Here is an 18,981-nt window from a genome sequence, read left to right as displayed (position 1 = left end):
TTTGTTAAAATGCTTTAGAATATAATCTAGCTATTTTTACGAATTGATTTGTATTTAGAAAGGAGAAAGTAATGAATTATTTAGACTTTGAGTCAAAGATAAAGGAAATCGAAGATAAAATTACGTCATTATCTCATGTGTATGAAGATGATAAAACAGAAGCTGAAATTAAGAAGCTTGGTAAAAAAAGACTTGAGCTTATGGAGTCAACTTACTCTAAGCTTACAGACTGGCAGGTAGTTCAGCTATCTCGTCATCCAGATAGACCATATTTCAAAGATTTACTATCACTAGTTTTTACGGATTTTCAAGAACTACATGGCGATAGAGCATTTGGTGATGACTTAGCTGTGATTGGTGGTTTAGCAAAATTAAATAATAAGCCTGTCATGGTTATAGGCCAAGAGAAGGGCCGTGATACTAAAAGTAAGATTAAGCATAACTTTGGTATGATGCATCCGGAAGGTTATCGTAAAGCGCTAAGACTTATGAAATTGGCTGAGAAATTCAACATGCCAATCGTTACTTTTATTGATACTCCAGGTGCGTACCCAGGTATCAAAGCCGAAGAGCGTGGTCAGAGTGAAGCAATCGCAAGAAACTTATTAGAGATGAGTGCGCTTAAAGTTCCTGTGGTTTGTATCGTGATTGGCGAAGGTTGTTCTGGTGGGGCGTTAGGTATAGGTGTTGGTGATAGATTACTTATGCTTCAATATAGTTACTTCGCTACTATCTCTCCTGAAGGATGTGCGTCAATTCTACATAAGACAGCTGAAAAGGCGTCTGAAGTTACGCAAATGATGAATATAACTTCAGGTCGTCTTAAAGAGTTAGAAATAGTTGATGCAGTTATTCCAGAGCCGTTAGGTGGAGCGCATAGAGACTATGATACAACAGCTGCTAATATCAGAAAAGCAGTTGCTGCAGAGTTGAAAGTATTGTCAGAAATGACTGTAGAAGAAAGAAATGCTAAAAGATATGATAAATTAATGTCTTTTGGAAGATTCAAAGAAGCTTAATTTTCTCAATTTTAATCTAATTTATTTCAATGCTTCTGAAAAATATAAGATCGCAGGCAGGATTTGGTATTGTAGAATCAATGATTGCTGCTCTGATTTTATTATTTGTTTTATCATCAGGATTTATCTTATTAAACAGTATTCTTGTGAATATAACTCTTGAAAATAGGAAAGATGAGATAGCAACTCTTCTTGATGAAAGAGTGAGTATATATCGTCTTACAGGAGTATTTGATGATTCTAAGACAGATGATGGCATAGAGTTTATAAAAACTGTTGTTTTAGAGAAAGAAAATGATATAAGGCCGGAAGAAAAAAAACAGCCTGTGAATAGATTTAAATCACTAAGTGTATCTGATATCAAAAAAATGGCAGCAAAAGCTGATAAGAAAGCAAAAAAAGACGCTGCTAATAGTGTCGATATTGTATACAAGGTAGTAAATATTGCGGCAATAGATGATCAGATGGGAGTGGCTGATAGGGTCAAAATTATTGAGCGAGATATAAAGGCTGATGGTGTTGAAGAGAGTTAGAAAGTGTGCAGGCTTTAGTTTGCCAGAGCTAATGGTTGCAATGGTTATAGCTGCTATAGTGATGGGTATGGCTGTTGGAATATATATTGATATGAAAAAGCAATATATAAGGCTCAGTGATAAACATAGAATAAACTCTGATCAACTATTGATTAAGCAAATTTTCTATAATGCAATCGGACAAGCAGGCTTTACAACTAAATATGGAGACATATATCAACAGCTTGTGGATAACTCAGGGGATAACTTTGGAGATATCTTTGGGAAAATGGGTATAGTTACAATTGGTAAGTCACCTGCGCAAAGTTTTGAAAGCCTTCCTAAAGGATTAAGTATGCCTGTTGAGCTATGTAAGGAACGAATGCTAAATGATGAAGCTCTCAGAGATATGAATATTGACGAGGACATTCACTGTGTACAGCCTGAGAGTGATTTTTTAATGATTCAAAGAAGTAGCTTAGATTCCACTTTAAAGTCAAATTCATCAAATAATATTTTTAAAGTAAATGAATTTCAAAAGGATACATTGCCTGAAAAAGACCTTTCTATGAATGATTACTTAGTATTATGTAACTCATATGAATGTGATCTTGTTAAAGTTGGTGCTGTTACGTATGATTTTGTTTCTACGACTAAGCGTGTAGAAAGTAAATTTAAAATTGGTGATTACGTTGGTAAGTATATATTAGAGGTATTCTTTGTTGCATCTACTAATAAAAAAGACAAAGATGGTAATGAAATATACTCACTGTATGAATATGTGAAGCAAAATGCAGACGATTCACAAATATATGAATTAATAAGTGATGTGACTGATTTAAAGATTGAGTATGTTTTAAATTCAGATATTCAACAAGGAAATGCTAAAATAGACTGGAAGTCATTGAAAAAAGAGCTTGTGAATATAAAAAGTGACTCGACTGCTGCACTTAAAATCTCTTTTAAAGTGGCCGGTCAAGAAACAAGTAAAATTTATCTATTAGGCCAAGATTAGGTGGGTATATGAGAAATAGATTAAGCCCAAATATGAATGGTTCAGCATTGTTAATGGCCTTAATACTTTCATTTGTGATTATGATAATGCTTGGAGGTCTTTTATACACATTCAAGATGGGGATGTTAACTACCAAGAGTATTATCAGAAATAGTAGTGATAAAGTTCTAGGAGAGACATATCTTTCTAAGGCAAAGGATGATATTAATTTCACAAAATCTAGTGAGTTTGAAATTGGCAAGAGTAAATTTGAAATAACTGTCGATGACGATGATATATCATCATTCTATCCAGCTATGACAAATGCTGAATTATTTCAGTCACAGGAATACAAAAGTTATGATGTTATATATAAAGCTTTTAATCAAGGAACGAAAGTAGATTTAACAGAGAGAATTATTTATAACGCGCTTGCAGCTAATACGTATCAAAACTTTGATGGTGATTATACCCCAATAAATGTTCCAATGATAAATCCAGACTCAGTGACTAATTATCAAGCTAGAAGTTATCGTCTAAAGAGTGATGGTAGTATTGAAGATTCACCAAAAGGGTTTATTGGGTTTGTAGAAAAGCAAAATAAGCAATTGAATATCTTTACAGATAAGGCAAAAATAGGAGTGCCAATTCCAGATAGTATGGGGACTGACTATAAAGTTAGGATAGGTTGGAACCTTGAAAAAGGGAAATGGACTTTATATTTGTTGTTATATGATACTGATAAATTGTTTACATCAAATATAGAATTAGAAAAATTGCTTAGTGACGATGTGAAAGGGCTTGAGAAAGACAATAAAGCAATAGGTGAAGAAATTGGAAATTGGCAAGCAGTTTTGGTTGGTAATGGAAAGGGTCGATCCTCATCAGGAGCACAATTTGTAAAAGATAATATACTTGGGGTAGTTTGGTATTTTGACAATAATGATGGTGCTCCAGAAATAATGTTGGTAAGAAAAGATAGTCAGAAAAAAGGTAATAGACAGGTCTTAGAGGTTTATTATTCAGAATATTCTACAACAAATAAGAGTTATATACTTAAGTTAGCAGAGAAAATTAACTTTAAAGGCGATTTGGATGAGGATAATATAAAGCTTCTAGTACCTGATATGTCAAATAATTTAGAAGCTAATATGGTTTTAATATTTCATCCTAATAACCAAAGTAAAACTCTTATGGGAATAAGTGATTTTAATTTTAATGGAGATCATAGGGTCGGTAAAAGTCTAGATACATATATAGATGGTGAAAGCTTTGGCAAACCTGTTATAGTTTCTAAATCTGATGAGTCGATGTATATCATAACGTATGAACCAAATAAACTTCATAGATATGAATATCAAAAAGGTTTTGGTAGTTTTGTTAGTTTAGATTTTGGTTCTAATGGTTTGGAAAAAGAGTTTAATTTTGAAGATAATGATAATCTAAATGTTGTAGTAGGGCTTCCTAAGAAAAAAAAGAATAAGCCTAAAAGGCTTGGTGGAGACAAAAGTAAGAATACGGAAGATCAGGATGATAATGGTATCCAGCTAGTTATACCTAAGTTTGGTTATCTGTTTGTATTTACACCAGATAAAGTTATGCAACTTAATTATGATTTTGATGTACTTCAAGAGGTTGATTTAGGACCTCAATCTCCTCAGATTCTTGCTGATTTTGATGCTGTCAAAAATACTGTTAACAAAATATATATTCAATCAGAAGCTTTGGACTTTAAAGCACAAGAAATGAAAGATGAAATAGGTGATGAAGCACAACCTGAAGATAAGTCAGAAGTTAATGATAAGTCAAATAAATCTAGGAGTAGGTCAAAATCTATTTCTGAAAGAAAAAAAGAGCAAGCAAACAGAGGTAAGAAAGCTGAAGATGAGGTAGAACCTGCCGCTCCAGTTTATTTGGAGAGTAAATATCTTTATCCGTTAGGAATTGTTAAGGAAGTTAAAATATGAGCATGCTAGAAAATATAAATACAGAAAAAAGGAATCCAAGGAGCTTTAATCTTGATTCGATGTCAGTCCAGGAATCTGTGAATTTAATGATAGATGAAGAGTATGGTGTGATTGAAGCATTAAAAGAGCAAAGTTTAAACATTGCTAGGATAGTCGAGGTTACATCACAAGCTTTGAAAAAAGGTGGTAGGATAATATATATAGGCGCCGGAACAAGTGGTCGATTAGGAATACTCGACGCTGTTGAGTGTCCACCAACATTTAGTGTTGATTATAACACTATTATTGGATTAATCGCAGGTGGCGAAAAAGCTTTTATTCAAGCTCAAGAGGGTGCAGAGGATAATCCTGATTTTGGTAAAGCAGATTTACTAAAAATAGATTTGACAGATAAAGATGTTGTAATAGGTATCGCAGCTAGTGGAAGAACACCTTATGTTATAGGGGCTCTTGAATACGCAAATTCTATCGATGCTACTACTATTGCGATTAGCTGTACTAAGCAAGCTAAGATATCTAGTTATACTGATTATAATGTCGAGGCAGTACCTGGTCCTGAAGTTTTGACTGGATCAACTAGGCTTAAGGCGGGAACAACACAAAAACTTATTTTAAACATAATATCAACGTTATCTATGGTATCGGTTGGCAAGGTGTATCAAAATTTGATGGTTGATGTTAAACCAACCAACGAAAAGTTAGTTGAGCGCTCTAAGAATATTATTTGTGAGGCAACAGGAGTTGATTATGTGACAGCCCAAGATTTTTATATGAAAGCTAATAAGTCTGTAAAAGTCGCGATTGCAATGATATTAAATGATTGTGATTATGAACAAGCTTTGGCAATATTAAAGAAGAATAATAACTTTATAAAGAGTTAATATGAGATTGTTTATATTATTTGTTTTAGCATTAGTAAGTTTAGATGGATACTCTGCTGTTTATGAGTTGCATAAAAATGGGGTGCCTGAGTTTACCAATACTCCATCAAAAGGAGCAACTAAATTAGACTTAGCTAATGACAATGTTACTGTGGTAAATGCAGACGACATTCCAAAGCAAATTGTGTGGCGTAATAGCCAGCAACAGCAGGGTTATGCAAACTATTCACAACCTTATCAAGATACACTGCAGTCTGCTTTTCCTGAAGAATTTACGGATAATTATTTTGATTTTTACGGCAGAGATTATCAATATCATAGTCTAATGGCATCAAATATGGGCCAAAGTATGTATTCTGAAAATGGAGCTAATAATAGACGTTTGCGGAGTAGCTACTAAATACCATGAAACTCTAAAGTTTAGATATTAAAAAATTATTTTAATTGTTCCAGAGATGTATTTGCTGCTTGCTTAGTTGGATTGTGAGGATAAATCATATTTAAAACTATCTTCAACGTTGAGCCCTGAGCTAATATTGATAATATCACGACAGTATAAGTCATACTGACTATAACATGACCCTCATCAGGTAGTGATAATGCTAGAGCTAGGGATATTCCACCCCGGACTCCAGACCATGCAACAAGTATATTATCCCTAGCAGATGCTCTGGAGAGTTTTTTATCTATAACGGTTATAGGGATTGAAATGCTGATTAATCTAGCAAATGTAACTATAAATATACCTGCAGCACCCACCCAGAAAGCACCATGATCAAAAGGTATACTAGTCAGTTCAAGACCTATCAGTATGAATAGAAATGAGTTCAGCATATTGTCAATAATCATCCAAAACTTATCAATTTTTTCTACCTGGTTTGGGTGAGTTTTCTTGCGATCAGAAAGGCTGTTACCTATAACTAGGCCAGCAACAACCATGGCAATTGGTCCTGATACATGCAGGCTATGAGCTATTACATAGCCCATACTAGCTATTGCTAGTGTTACAAATATGGAAGTTTCTGAGTCATCATTTGTTTTTAGGAAGATTAAAGCTACTTTTGCAAATATATAACCAAGTAGTATTCCTCCACCTGCTTCAATACCAATCTGTTTGGTAATAACCCAAATATAGTTAACACCAGGGCTAGTTATTCCTTGACCGAAGTCTCCTCCACTACCAAAAAATACAATGTTTGAAAGTATTACAAATAATACAATACCAGTAGCATCATTAAATAATGATTCACCTACCACACGCGTTTTGAGATGTTTAGGAATTGACTTATTGCCGGCAAGGGTACTAATGACTGCTATTGGGTCCGTAGGTGAAATAAGTGCGCCAAACACCAAACAGTATCCAAAGCTTATATCAAATCCAACTAACAAGCAGAATCCATAGATTAGAATGGCTGTTGTTAGAGCAGACAAAATTAAACCAATACTGGCAAGTCCAAATATAGCTTTCAGCTCTTTTTTTAGATCAATCATATTGAAATGCAAAGCATTTGCGAACAACAGGAAAGACAGCATTCCATCTAAGACTGTTTTTTTGAAGTCAAAACTAGATAGAGCAACTACTAAAAAGTTCGATGGACTAAGAAAAGATGCACATAGTGCCGAAAAGGTTATTGATAGTATAGTTAGTCCTATTGCTTTTGGTAGTTTCAGAAATTTTGTATTGATGTAACTCATCAATGCAGCTACAACAGTAAGCAAACTAAATAAAAAAAACTCACTCATATTATTCCCCTACAGTCCACAGCTATATTCCCAGCTACAGGCCTTTGATAATTCTTCTAAAATATTGCCATGAATAAAAGCATGGCGATCTAATTTGTCGAAAGGTACATTATTAAACATAAAGCTGTTTGTTTCATTTTCTAGTGCTGAAACTTTTTTTTCATCAGCTTTTGTCATTTTTTCAAACTCTTGCTGTGTTAAGTGTATACAAGGTTGGCACTCAAGACTATGATAAAACGTTTTAAAAGGCAGGTTTTTAGTTAATTCTAAAATATTATCATGATTTAGATCCAATAAAGGGTATTCTAGTGATCTATAGTCATATTTTTCCTCTTCTTCTAGGTTTCTCAAAAGCTGTGAAACCTTTGATAAGTCTTTTCGGTGACTCAGAAGTATAGTAGCTTCAGCATCAGGATCAATTTCATCAATTTTGTTTAACAATGTGATACCTTTTAGGAAGCCGGCACACCAACTGAACTGTTGTGAAGGAAACTGTTTACGTGCTTCGACTAGTTCTTGAAAAGTATTTTCTGATTTTAGGTGATAAAATTCTATAGCTTCATTTTTGAGCCATGTGAATACATTCTCTAAATATTTATCCCAATTATCAGCAGCAAAACCAGTATCTACGGATAGTACACAAAAGTTATTGTGTAAATTTTTCTTTGCCCAACATATAAGAGCCAAAGAATGGATGCTATAGTTAGCTATAATTACATTATCTAACCTTTGCATTTTTACATTCCTATTAAATCTTTAATTTCTCTAAGTTTACTCATAGCTAAAGGACGCATTTTCTCTGCGCCTCGATTGAGAATATCATCTACAACTTTCGAGTTATTGATATAGTAATCATATTTCTCTCTAGCGTCTGTCAAATATTCATTTATTTTTTCAAAGAGTATTTGTTTGGCATCTCCCCAACCTAACCCACCAGCTAAATATTTTTCTTCTAGAGAAGAGACTTCAGCTGTGTTAGCGATACTTTTATATATTGCAAAGACAGTACAGTTTTTTGGATCTTTTCTTTCTTCAGGTGTTTGGGAGTTTGTGATGATTTTCATAACCTGTTTTCTAAGCTTTTTCTCTGTGGAGAATATAGGTATGGTATTATCATAACTCTTTGACATTTTGCGACCATCTAAACCAAGTATTGTTTGACTGTCTTCATTCGTTAGAGCTTGAGGTGCTTTTAATATTTGTTTTTTGTATATATGGTTAAATCTATTTGCAATATCACGGGCTATTTCTATATGTTGGATTTGATCTTTTCCTACTGGAACTAAATCTGCATCAAACATCATAATATCTGCAGCCATAAGTACAGGGTAGTTAAACAGCCCCATAGTTATGCCTTTATCAGGATCAGCATTTTCTTCTTGAATATTTTGGTCTACTAATGCTTTGTATGCATGAGCACGATTCAATAAGCCTTTAGCAGTAGTTGTACTGATAATCCATGTTAGCTCCATTATTTCGGGTATGTCTGATTGACGATAAAAAGAAGCTTTTGTAGGATCAAGTCCTAGAGCTAACCATGAAGAAGCTATTTCATATATATATTGTTGGCGTAGTTTTTTATCCCAAAGCTTTATTAATGAGTGTTGATCAGCTATGAAATACATACAATTGTATTCATCACTTTGAGACATTTCTATTGCAGGCTTAATGGCGCCTATATAATTTCCTAGATGTGGTGTGCCAGAAGGAGTTATGCCTGTAAGAACTATTTTTTTAGACATTATAGATATTTAATTACTTGGTATAATAGTCTGTTAATTTTATCATATAAGAAGTTTATTTACTCTATCGCTATAAAATAAAGTTAACTAAACTAAAGGCATTAAAACTGATGAAATATAATAGAAACAGATTTAAGAATAAACTTTTTAGTTACCATACTCACAGTTAGCAATATAAGTTCCATTTTGCTCAGCTACATATATTTCAGCACGAGTATATTTAGTAGTATCCATTTTTGTAGGACAAGTTACAGGAGCTTTACCTGATTCTTCATACCATGTTATTTTTGGTGATACAGTTATACTTGTTCCAATAGGAGCTTTAGCAGAAGTAGTACCCGGTCTCTTATCAGTAGTTGGAGCTATATAGCCTTGTGTATATACGCTACCTTCAGGACCTGAGAAAGTTATGCCATCAAAACCTGTCGCTGGGCTGTTATTATGTACTAAAACAGTTGCTTCTTTAGGAAGTTCTCTTTCATTAGGAATCTTATCACATTTGTTACTATCTAAAGCACAAGGAGACATGTAGTAACCAAAGTCTCCTATGCCGTGAGCCGGATATTTGATCGAACCTATGTTGTATGCTTCTGGGTCATAATCAACATTTAAAGACCAACCCATAAAACCAGCGAATTTAGTATCTTTAGGAATGTTTCCTAGATTATCATATACTGACTTCATAGCATCATAAGTTTGTAAGGCCGAAGACTCTGGAGGAGTTTTACCACCATCAAAATGAGGGAAGTATACTGTAGCGGCTCCGCCACCCTGAGCAGCTGTAGGATAGCCTATAACTATTTTAGCTGTTTTCGCTCCAATATAATCTTTAGTAAGTGTGTATGCATCTTGAATAAAATCAGGATTTTGCTCAGGTGCAGTGTTGTAGTTCTGTACATATATATAATCAACTAAGTTTAAGACTTTATTGGTGGCATTAAATAATGGAGCATAAAATTCATCATTACCGGTTGAGACTAGTTTATCATTATTAATCTGAGGAGCTATTACTACTAACTTTGAACTATCGATATCTTTTATATTTGTAATTACATCTTTTAGGTATGTACCATTGTTTGTTGCTGTTTCTGGTATTTCAATATCAAAATCGATACCATCTAATCCATATTTATTTAGGAAGTTAACTATATTTTGAGCAAGTCCTTTAGCATCAGAACCATTGGGGTTATAAGTATTAACATTACTTTGTCCACCAACTGATACTACAACTTTTAATCCGGCATCTTTTGCTTCTTGGATTTTTTTAGCTGCAAGAGCTTCATAGTCACTTTTAAACGATATATTATTGTTCGCATCTATTGTGGCAAATGCTACAACAGCCTCGTTATAACCATCTTTAGCAACTTGAGATAAGTCCACACTATCAGCAGAGCTCATGGCGGTAATATCTAAATACCCAGCCATTACTCTATCATCAGAATTTGCAGAACTAGCAGTTGCTGGAGTAGAAGTATTAGCAAAAGCTATAGCTGATGATGCTATAAGTATACTTGTTATAATTGTTTTTTTTATCATTGTGATCTTTCCCTTTTGTTATGTATATTAAAAAAAAGCTTTATACATCACAATTATAATTACGAGGATATCTATTTTTATATAGACAATAATGCATAGCTGTTATGCATATTTGCTAGAGATTGATATCTTTGTTTTATAGTATTAAAAAAAAATGAATATTAATACATAGTCAATATTGGAAAGAAATAGATAAAACTTCTATAAAAAATATAACAATTTGAAAGCGTGTAGAGAAAAAATGGAGCGGGAAACGAGGCTCGAACTCGCGACCCCAACCTTGGCAAGGTTGTGCTCTACCACTGAGCTATTCCCGCTTGAAACTATGGCACACCCAAAGGGATTCGAACCCCTAACCGCTCGGTTCGTAGCCGAGTACTCTATCCAGTTGAGCTATGGGTGCAAAAGTTGAAGAATATTATATGCAAAAAATATTAGTTAGTCAAGTTTGTGATGTTATTAATTGTCTCAATTAATTTATCTTCTAACTCTTGATCGCTCAGGCTAGTATTGTCTATTACGAAGTTGGCAATTTTTTCTCTTTCATTATCAGATATCTGTAGATTAATGAAAGCAACCGCTTGTTGTCTGCTTTTGCCATCACGCTCCATTAGTCTTCTGATTCTGGTTTCAAGATCGGCCTTAATTACAATTACATTTTTCAAGTAATCGTAGTGACGAAAGTTATATGGACCAAGTAGGGGGATGTCGACAATAGTCATAACAGTATCGGATTCTTTTACTTGTTTCTTGATTTCTCTGTTAATAACAGGGTGAAGATAATCTTCAAGCCATTTTTTAGCTTCTTTGGATTCTGTAATAATTGCTCTGAGCATAGCTCTGTTTATTTGCTTATTCATTACAATATCACTGCCAAATTTTTCGGCTATTTTTTTAATTACAGAAGGTTTTTTGGTAATTTCTCTGCTTATTGTGTCTGCACATACAACATTTAAATTCATTTTTTCTTTTAAAATTTTTGTTGCTGTTGATTTGCCACTAGCTATACCACCAGTTATACCAATTGGATAAGTTTGTATCACGCTCATCTACGCCTTCATTATAAAAAATTATTTGAGCACAGATTTTAATATTTTTTTCTAAGAAAGTCATACATTTTTTTGATTAAAATCCATTTTAAACTTAAAATAACTATATTTTTACTGAAAATAATTATGATTTTGTGTCTATTGAAAATATAATTCTAAAAAAAATAAAGTCTAGCAGCAATCCATTTTTATTTAGAGATTTTATGCAGCTGGCTTTATATTATCCTGAGCTTGGTTATTATTCGGGTTCGAAAGAAAAAATATCTTCATCTGGAGATTTTATCACTGCGACATCTCAAACATCTTTATTTGCGCGTACATTAGCAAGACAATTTGCATTAGTTCTGTCTGAATTGGGTAGTGATTGTAATATTATAGAGTTTGGTGCTGGTAATGGTAAATTTGCTACTGACTGTATGCGAGAGCTTAGTGATTTAGGGGTTCTGCCTCAAAAATATATAATAATTGAATTAAGTAATGACTTGAAGTCCAGACAGCAAGAGAGCATAAGGAAAAATATTCCAGAACTATATGACAGATTTGAGTGGTTTGCAGAGCTTCCTCAATATAAGCTTAAAGCTGTAATTTTTGCCAATGAGGTTTTAGATGCAATGCCAGTGGATATTTTTAGAGTCCAGGATAGTCAATTAATACAGCAAGGTGTGGATTTTGTTAATGGTAAATTTGAACTTGTTGATGTACCCGAAAATGATGCTCGGTTTAACTATGAACTAAATAAGATTAAAAGTGATGGAGTGATTTTTGAGGATGGTTATGTAAGTGAAATTAATACTTGGATACGTCCATGGGTCAAATCTTTGTGCGCTACTTTAGATAGAGGGATGGTGTTCTTATGTGATTATGGCTATCACAGAGATTTATACTATTCAAAAGAAAGAAGCATGGGGACTTTGGCTTGTTACTATCAGCATAAAGTTAATTTTGATCCATTTATAAATATAGGACAACAAGATATTACTGCGCATGTTGACTTTACAGCTGTTGCTGAGGCAGCTGTGGAGAGCGGTTTTCAACTTGATGGTTATATGACACAAGCAAACTTTTTAAAAAGAGCTAGTGTTGTTGATGTTTTTGAAGATGTCTTTAAGAACCTTAATTCCAAAGATCAATTAAGATATGCTAATGATATTAAAGAACTTCTACTCAATGACAAGCTTGCAGAAGTATTTAAGGTGATTGGCTTTTCTGTCAATTTTGATTATGTATTAGATTCGTTTGATAATGAGGATAATATTGACTTTCTGCTTTAAAATCGAAAGGTTTGAAGTAAATATTAGATGAGTTAAAAGGTTGACTACGAGTTTTTGGAGTTCTGTATCTGTAAGGGGTGGCTATTAAACACCCAACTGTTCTGTTATATGGTTGATGTTATTTATAGATTAACTTATAATCGAGTGGTTAAGTTTTATTTTCGTTAATATTCGATTAATTCGGAGGATAAAGGATGTCGGATTTCACTAAAGATATTGATGTTTTAGAAACCCAAGAGTGGCTTGAGGCTTTTGAAGATGTCATTAAAAGAGAGGGTGCTGATAGAGCTAAGTTTTTATTTGAACAACTACTTAGTAAGGGTACTGAACTTGGAATAGAGAGTGCTTACTCAACAGCAAAAGTTAAGAGATATATAAACTCTATAGATGTTTCTGAACAACCAAGTTATCCTGGTGATATGGAAATTGAGCAAAGAATCGAAGCTATCAATAGATGGAACTCTGCTGTAATAGTTGCATCCGCTAACAAGAGAGAGGGTTCTATTGGAGGTCATATTGGTACTGGTGCTGGTGCTATGACTTTATATGAAGTTGGTTTCAATCATTTTTGGAAAGCTCCAAATGAGAATCATGCTGGTGATTTGATTTTCTACCAAGGACACCTTTCTCCAATTGTATATGCTCGTTCGTATCTGGAAGGTAGAATTACTAAACAGCAACTAGAGAATTTTAGAAGACAAGCTTTTGATAAAGAGAATGCTGTTTCTTCTTATCCGCACCCATATTTACAGCCTACGTATTGGCAGTTCCCAACAGTATCAATGGGTCTCGGTCCACTGCAAGCTATTTATCAGGCTAGATTTATGAAGTATCTTGAGGCTAGAGGTTTGGCTGAAACTTCTGATCGTCGTGTTTGGGCATTCTGTGGCGATGGTGAGATGGATGAGCCGGAGTCAATTGGTTCTATCACTAGAGCAGGGCGCGAAGGTTTAGATAACTTAATTTTTGTAGTTAACTGTAACTTACAAAGATTAGATGGTCTTGTAAATGGTAATGGCAATATCGTTGAAGAACTAGCAGATGTATTCGCTGGCGCTGGCTGGAATGTTATCAAAGTATTGTGGAGTAGTGATTGGGATAGGTTACTACAAGATCAAAAAGGCGGCAAAAAGCTTGCTCAAAGGTTGAGTGAACTAAATGATGGTCAATTCCATACAATCAAGGCTCATGGTGGTGCTGAGTGTCGTCGAGTAGTATTTAGTGGTGACGAAGATCTTGAAGCCTTGGCTAAGGATATGACAGACGATGATATCCAGGCATTGCGTCGAGGAGGACATGATCCTGTCAAGATATATGCAGCATATAAAAAAGCTGTTGAGCAATCAAATGGTAAACCAACACTTATCTTACCTATGACTGTTAAAGGTTATGGCTTAGGAGAGTGGGGCGAGTCTAAGAATATTGCTCATAATGTTAAAAAACTTGATACAGATGCTCTTGAGCATATCAAGAATAGATTTGATGTCCCTGCAACTAAAGAAGATGTAGAGAATTATAAGCTTGTTTCATTGCCAGAAGATTCTCCAGAAATGAAATATCTTCACTCTAAGAGAAAAGATTTGGGTGGATATATTCCTAAGAGATTAGAAAATAATGAAGCGCTAGAAATTCCAAGTGTTCAAGACTTTGCTAAAAACTTATTAGATGATAGTGGCGATAGAGAGTTCTCTACTACTACTGCTTTCGTGAGAATATTATCTCATTTAGCAAAAGATAAGAAGTTAGGTAAGCATATTGTCCCAATCACTGTGGATGAGTCGCGTACTTTTGGTATGGAAGGTTTGTTTAGACAATTAGGTATCTATAATCCTAAAGGTCAACAATATGTACCAGAAGATAAGCAACAGGTAATGTTCTATAAAGAAGCCAAAGATGGTCAGATCCTACAAGAAGGTATCAACGAGCAAGGTGGATTCTGTTCGTGGATAGCAGCAGCTACTTCTTATAGTGTACATAAAGTGCCAATGATTCCTTTCATGATTTACTACTCTATGTTTGGTTTCCAAAGATTTGGAGATCTTGCATGGGCAGCTGGTGACTCTATGGCAAAAGGTTTTGTGATAGGTGGTACATCTGGTCGTACAACTCTAAATGGTGAAGGTTTACAACATGAAGATGGTCACAGCCATATCCAAGCTGGTCTTATTCCTAACTGTATCTCTTATGACCCTACTTATGCTTATGAGTTAGCTGTGATTCTTGGCGAAGGGATGAATAGAATGTATGTTAGAGGTGAGCATGTTTACTACTATATTACTGTGATGAATGAGAATTATTCTCACAGAGCTATGCCAGAAGGTTGTGAAGAAGGTATCATTAAGGGCTTATATAAGCTTGAAGATACTAAGCCAGCTGATAAGCATGTACAGTTGCTAGGCTCAGGCTCTATATTGAGAGAAGTTGAAGCAGCTGCTAAGATGCTGAAAGATGAGTATGGTATTACTTCAAATGTATGGAGTATGACTTCTGCTAATGAACTTCATAGAGAAGCTAAAAAAGTAGCAAGAGAAAATATGCTTCATCCAGATGCTGAGAGAAAAGAAAGTTATATTGAGAAATGCTTGAAGAATGAGCAAGGTCCTGTGATCGCTTCTACTGATTATATCAAGCTATACACAGATCAGCTAAGAGAATTTATACCACAGACTTATGTTAACTTAGGTACTGATGGTTTTGGTAGATCTGATACTCGCGAAGCTCTAAGAAGCTTCTTTGAGGTTGATAGATATCACGTGGTTGTTGCATCTTTATATGCTTTATCACTTGATGGTAAAGTTAAAGCTAGTGAAGTTAAAGAAGCAATTAAAAAATACAATATAGACCCAGAGCGCGTAGCTCCATTATATAGCTAATCGGTAAGGAGATATAAATGTCTGTAGAGATAGTTAAGGTTCCTGATATTGGGGATTATGATAGTGTTGATGTGATTGAAGTGAATGTTGCTGAAGGTGATGTTATCGCTGAAGAAGATTCTTTAATCACATTAGAAACTGATAAAGCTAGTATGGAGGTTCCGTCTCCAGTAGCTGGAAAAATTGTTAAACTAACTGTAAAAGTTGGTGATAAGGTGGCTGAGGGTTCGGCAATTATGGAAGTCGAAGTTGAAGGTCAAGCGTCAGCAGAAAAGCTTAAGCAAGAAGCAGCTGCACCTGCAGCGCCTGTAAGCCAACAATCTTCACAAACTGTAGATGTCAAAGTCCCAGATATTGGTGACTATGATGCTGCTGAAATTATTGAGATAGCTGTTAAAGTTGGTGATGAGATTGCTGAAGAAGACTCTTTAATTACTTTAGAAACAGATAAAGCTAGTATGGAAGTACCATCATCTGCTGCCGGTAAGATTACTGAAATAGCTGTTAAAGTTGGCGATAAAGTCGGTGAGGGTGATCTAATACTTAAGGTTGCTAGTGCATCTGACTCAGCATCTGCTCAAGAACAGGCTCCTCAAGAAGCACCTGTGTCAGCATCAGGACAGATTGTAGATGTTGAAGTTCCAGATATCGGTGATTATGATAGTGTTGATGTGATTGAAGTGGCTGTAGCTGTTGGTGATAAGGTGGAAGAAGAAGACTCTTTAATTACTTTAGAGACAGACAAAGCTAGTATGGAAGTTCCATCTCCTGTGGCTGGAGAAGTTACAGAAGTTATCACAAAAGTAGGTGATAAAGTTGCTCAAGGTACTCTAATTCTTAAAGTCAAAACACAAGGTTCAGCTCCTGCTGCAGCTCCTAGTCAAGCGGCTAAATCTGAAGCGCCTAAGCAAGAATCGGTAAAACCAGCTCCTGCACCAGTAGCGCAAAGTAGCGTAAATGAGTATGCGGTAGATAACTCTAATGCTCACGCTTCACCAGCTGTTAGAAAACTAGCCAGAATCTTGAATGTTGATTTAAGTAAGGTCAAAGCAACTGGTCGTAAGGGTCGTGTAACGAAAGAAGACTGTTATAATTATATCAAGCATGCTGTAACACAGGTCCAGACTGGTAAAGTTGCTGCAAGTGGAAGTGGTTTGGATCTTTTAGATGATCCAGTTGTTGATTTCTCTAAATTTGGTGAGATTGAAACTCAGCCTCTAACTCGCATCAATAAAATCAGTGCGAAAAACTTACATAGAAACTGGGTAAAAATCCCTCATGTAACTTTCTACGATGATGCGGATGTTACAGATCTTGAAGAGTTTAGAAAAGCTAAAAAAGGTTTTGCTGAGAAAATGGGTGTTAAGATTACTCCATTATCATTCTTGGTAAAAGCTGCTGCTGTGGCTCTACAAGAGTTCCCAAGAATGAACAGCTCATTATCAAATGATGGTGAGAATTTAATATTGAAGAAATATTACAATATTGGTTTTGCTGCAGATACTCCAGCTGGTCTTATGGTTCCAGTTATCAAGGATGCTGATAAGAAAGGTATTATAGAAATATCAAAAGATATTATGGAACTAGCTGGTAAGGCTCGTGATGGTAAATTGGGATCTAAGGATATGTCTGGTGCTACATTTACTATTTCAAGTATCGGAGTGTTAGGTACTACAGCATTTACACCAATTATAAATATGCCTGAAGTTGCTATTATGGGTGTATCTAAGACAGCTGTTAAGCCAATTTGGAATGGTAAAGAATTTGAACCTAGAACTATGTTGCCACTATCTATGTCAGCAGATCATAGGGTTATTGATGGTGCACTAGCTGCTAAGTTCTTGACAAGATATAGTCAGATTTTATCTGATTTACGTGAAATCATAATGTAAATACGGAGTTTTAAAATGAGTGATATTAAAACACAATTAGTAGTGCTAGGTAGTGGTCCTGGTGGGTATAGTGCGGCATTTAGGGCTGCAGATTTAGGTCTAGAAGTGGTTTTGGTTGAGAGATATGCTGAGATTGGAGGTGTGTGCCTAAATGTTGGGTGTATCCCTTCAAAAGCTATGTTGCATATTGCTAAAGTTATCAATGAAGCTCGCCACTTAGAGTCTCTAGGTATAATCGAGATGGGTGGTCTTAATATTAATAGAGAAAATCTATTGAAATATAAAGATGGTGTGATCGGTAAGCTTACTGGTGGTCTAAAAGGCATGGCTCAGATGCGTAAAGTAAAAATCGTACAGGGTTATGGTAAATTTACTTCTGATAAAGAGTTGGCTGTAGAAGCTGCAGATGGTAAGGTTACAAAAATTGCATTTGATAATTGTATTATCGCTGCTGGGTCAAGTGTTATAAACTTACCGTTTGTGCCTGAAGATGACAGAATTATCGACTCTACTGGTGCTCTTGAGATGAAAGAGATCCCTGAAACTATGCTTGTAGTGGGTGGTGGTATCATCGGTCTTGAGATGGCGCAAGTTTACTCTGAACTTGGTACAAAGATCACTGTAGTGGAATTTGCTGATCAACTTATGAATGGTGTGGATAAGGACTTGGTTAAAGCATACCAAAAAGTGAATAGTCAGTATGATGTTCGCTTGAAAACAGGTGTTACAGCTATGGAAGCTAAAAAAGATGGTATCTATGTAACTATGGAAGGTGATCATCCAGCAAAAGATGAGCGTTATGATAGGGTTCTTATGGCTATAGGTCGTAAGCCTAACGGTAAGCTTATCGATGCTGAGAAAGCTGGTGTAAATGTTGATGAAAGAGGTTTCATTGCAGTGGATAAACAGCTTCGTACAAATGTACCACATATCTACGCAATTGGAGATATTGTTGGTCAGCCTATGCTTGCTCATAAAGCTGTGCCAGAGGGAAGAACAGCTGCAGAAGTTATTTCTGGTCTGAACCATAGTTTTGATCCGTTAGTGATTCCTTCAGTTGCTTATACTGACCCTGAAGTTGCTTGGGTTGGTGAGACAGAGACTTCTGCAAAAACTAAGGGTATTAAATACGAAAAAGGTGTATTCCCGTGGGCAGCGAGTGGTAGATCGCTAAGTATCGATAGAACAGAAGGTATGACTAAGGTTCTATTTGATGAGAATCATAAGATTATCGGTGCTTCTATCGTTGGTACTAATGCTGGTGAGCTTATTTCTGAAGCTGCTCTTGCTATTGAAATGGGCTGTGATGCTGAAGATATAGCTCTTACAGTACATCCACATCCAACCCTATCTGAGAGCTTGATGATGGCTACGGAAGTGTTTGAAGGTACTGCAACAGATCTTCCTCCTCAAAAGAAGAAAAAATAAACCTCTCTAATTAAATATTAATCTTATATTTTTATCTTACTGTATTTTCATTTTGTTATAATTTTATAAGTTAT

Annotated in this window: 15 protein-coding genes and 2 tRNA genes; 10 read left to right on the top strand and 7 right to left on the bottom strand. The window is 35.1% G+C overall.

Annotated features, from left to right (window positions below):
- Positions 1-71 precede the first annotated feature (71 nt).
- Genes FQ699_RS01185 through FQ699_RS01160 form a run of 6 tightly spaced genes read left to right on the top strand, consistent with a single transcriptional unit; the run spans position 72 to position 5,773 of the window.
- Positions 72-1,019 (top strand): acetyl-CoA carboxylase carboxyltransferase subunit alpha, encoded by a 948-nt coding sequence (locus FQ699_RS01185; RefSeq protein WP_013922498.1) that lies wholly within the window; start codon positions 72-74, stop codon positions 1,017-1,019.
- 29 nt (positions 1,020-1,048) lie between these two features.
- The gene (locus tag FQ699_RS01180) at positions 1,049-1,552 is read left to right on the top strand and encodes a type IV pilus modification PilV family protein (protein ID WP_146420780.1); all 504 of its coding nucleotides are present in this window, start codon (positions 1,049-1,051) and stop codon (positions 1,550-1,552) included.
- Entirely contained in the window at positions 1,533-2,546 is a 1,014-nt protein-coding gene (locus FQ699_RS01175) for a PilW family protein (protein WP_146420779.1), read from the top strand. The genes FQ699_RS01180 and FQ699_RS01175 overlap by 20 nt, the downstream gene beginning before the upstream one ends.
- An 8-nt stretch (positions 2,547-2,554) precedes the next feature.
- Entirely contained in the window at positions 2,555-4,492 is a 1,938-nt protein-coding gene (locus tag FQ699_RS01170; protein ID WP_146420778.1) for a hypothetical protein, read from the top strand.
- Positions 4,489-5,373 (top strand): N-acetylmuramic acid 6-phosphate etherase, encoded by an 885-nt coding sequence (gene murQ, locus FQ699_RS01165; protein WP_146420777.1) that lies wholly within the window; start codon positions 4,489-4,491, stop codon positions 5,371-5,373. Before FQ699_RS01170 ends, murQ begins: the two co-directional genes overlap by 4 nt.
- A 1-nt stretch (position 5,374) precedes the next feature.
- Positions 5,375-5,773, top strand: a complete 399-nt coding sequence (locus FQ699_RS01160) for a hypothetical protein (protein WP_146420776.1) — start codon at positions 5,375-5,377, stop codon at positions 5,771-5,773.
- A gap of 35 nt (positions 5,774-5,808) precedes the next feature.
- Here the strand turns inward: FQ699_RS01160 and FQ699_RS01155 are convergent, their stop codons facing one another.
- The 7 genes from FQ699_RS01155 to coaE form a co-directional block, all read right to left on the bottom strand.
- A complete protein-coding gene (locus FQ699_RS01155) occupies positions 5,809-7,116 on the bottom strand; it encodes a cation:proton antiporter (RefSeq protein ID WP_013922504.1) in 1,308 nt (435 codons plus the stop codon).
- Between the two features lie 9 nt (positions 7,117-7,125).
- The gene (locus FQ699_RS01150; protein ID WP_146420775.1) at positions 7,126-7,851 is read right to left on the bottom strand and encodes a hypothetical protein; all 726 of its coding nucleotides are present in this window, start codon (positions 7,849-7,851) and stop codon (positions 7,126-7,128) included.
- Between the two features lie 2 nt (positions 7,852-7,853).
- Positions 7,854-8,858 carry a tryptophan--tRNA ligase gene (gene trpS / locus FQ699_RS01145; RefSeq protein ID WP_146420774.1) on the bottom strand — a complete coding sequence of 335 codons (1,005 nt, stop codon included), beginning with the start codon at positions 8,856-8,858 and terminating at the stop codon, positions 7,854-7,856.
- Positions 8,859-9,005: 147 nt separating this feature from the next.
- Entirely contained in the window at positions 9,006-10,394 is a 1,389-nt protein-coding gene (locus FQ699_RS01140) for a glycoside hydrolase family 18 protein (protein WP_224728112.1), read from the bottom strand.
- 242 nt (positions 10,395-10,636) lie between these two features.
- Positions 10,637-10,711 (bottom strand) — tRNA-Gly (locus FQ699_RS01135).
- 9 nt (positions 10,712-10,720) lie between these two features.
- Positions 10,721-10,797 (bottom strand) — tRNA-Arg (locus FQ699_RS01130).
- Between the two features lie 31 nt (positions 10,798-10,828).
- A complete protein-coding gene (gene coaE, locus FQ699_RS01125) occupies positions 10,829-11,443 on the bottom strand; it encodes a dephospho-CoA kinase (protein ID WP_146420773.1) in 615 nt (204 codons plus the stop codon).
- A 134-nt stretch (positions 11,444-11,577) separates the two neighbouring features.
- Between coaE and FQ699_RS01120 the strand changes: the two genes are divergently transcribed.
- The 4 genes from FQ699_RS01120 (at position 11,578) to lpdA (ending at position 18,907) form a co-directional block, all read left to right on the top strand.
- Complete coding sequence (locus tag FQ699_RS01120; protein ID WP_146420772.1) at positions 11,578-12,714, top strand: class I SAM-dependent methyltransferase; 1,137 nt, start codon at positions 11,578-11,580, stop codon at positions 12,712-12,714.
- Positions 12,715-12,908: 194 nt separating this feature from the next.
- Complete coding sequence (gene aceE, locus FQ699_RS01115) at positions 12,909-15,587, top strand: pyruvate dehydrogenase (acetyl-transferring), homodimeric type (RefSeq protein WP_146420771.1); 2,679 nt, start codon at positions 12,909-12,911, stop codon at positions 15,585-15,587.
- A gap of 17 nt (positions 15,588-15,604) precedes the next feature.
- Complete coding sequence (aceF, locus tag FQ699_RS01110; RefSeq protein WP_146420770.1) at positions 15,605-17,479, top strand: pyruvate dehydrogenase complex dihydrolipoyllysine-residue acetyltransferase; 1,875 nt, start codon at positions 15,605-15,607, stop codon at positions 17,477-17,479.
- Positions 17,480-17,494: 15 nt separating this feature from the next.
- Positions 17,495-18,907 (top strand): dihydrolipoyl dehydrogenase, encoded by a 1,413-nt coding sequence (gene lpdA / locus FQ699_RS01105; protein ID WP_146420769.1) that lies wholly within the window; start codon positions 17,495-17,497, stop codon positions 18,905-18,907.
- Positions 18,908-18,981: the final 74 nt, after the last annotated feature.

Origin of the sequence: Francisella salimarina, from assembly GCF_007923265.1 — a bacterium.
Classification (GTDB): domain Bacteria; phylum Pseudomonadota; class Gammaproteobacteria; order Francisellales; family Francisellaceae; genus Francisella; species Francisella salimarina.
Note: the sequence above shows the minus strand (reverse complement) of the source record. Positions and strands in the feature narration are given on the sequence as shown.

Excerpts from the sequence above, each read along its gene's own strand:
- FQ699_RS01185 (WP_013922498.1), top strand. The coding sequence starts at position 72 with ATGAATTATTTAGACTTTGAGTCAAAGATAAAGGAAATCGAAGATAAA.
- FQ699_RS01170 (WP_146420778.1), top strand. The coding sequence starts at position 2,555 with ATGAGAAATAGATTAAGCCCAAATATGAATGGTTCAGCATTGTTAATG.
- FQ699_RS01140 (WP_224728112.1), bottom strand. The coding sequence starts at position 10,394 with ATGATAAAAAAAACAATTATAACAAGTATACTTATAGCATCATCAGCT.
- FQ699_RS01160 (WP_146420776.1), top strand. The coding sequence starts at position 5,375 with ATGAGATTGTTTATATTATTTGTTTTAGCATTAGTAAGTTTAGATGGA.
- FQ699_RS01155 (WP_013922504.1), bottom strand. The coding sequence starts at position 7,116 with ATGAGTGAGTTTTTTTTATTTAGTTTGCTTACTGTTGTAGCTGCATTG.
- coaE (WP_146420773.1), bottom strand. The coding sequence starts at position 11,443 with ATGAGCGTGATACAAACTTATCCAATTGGTATAACTGGTGGTATAGCT.
- aceF (WP_146420770.1), top strand. The coding sequence starts at position 15,605 with ATGTCTGTAGAGATAGTTAAGGTTCCTGATATTGGGGATTATGATAGT.
- FQ699_RS01150 (WP_146420775.1), bottom strand. The coding sequence starts at position 7,851 with ATGCAAAGGTTAGATAATGTAATTATAGCTAACTATAGCATCCATTCT.
- aceE (WP_146420771.1), top strand. The coding sequence starts at position 12,909 with ATGTCGGATTTCACTAAAGATATTGATGTTTTAGAAACCCAAGAGTGG.
- FQ699_RS01180 (WP_146420780.1), top strand. The coding sequence starts at position 1,049 with ATGCTTCTGAAAAATATAAGATCGCAGGCAGGATTTGGTATTGTAGAA.
- FQ699_RS01175 (WP_146420779.1), top strand. The coding sequence starts at position 1,533 with ATGGTGTTGAAGAGAGTTAGAAAGTGTGCAGGCTTTAGTTTGCCAGAG.
- trpS (WP_146420774.1), bottom strand. The coding sequence starts at position 8,858 with ATGTCTAAAAAAATAGTTCTTACAGGCATAACTCCTTCTGGCACACCA.
- murQ (WP_146420777.1), top strand. The coding sequence starts at position 4,489 with ATGAGCATGCTAGAAAATATAAATACAGAAAAAAGGAATCCAAGGAGC.
- lpdA (WP_146420769.1), top strand. The coding sequence starts at position 17,495 with ATGAGTGATATTAAAACACAATTAGTAGTGCTAGGTAGTGGTCCTGGT.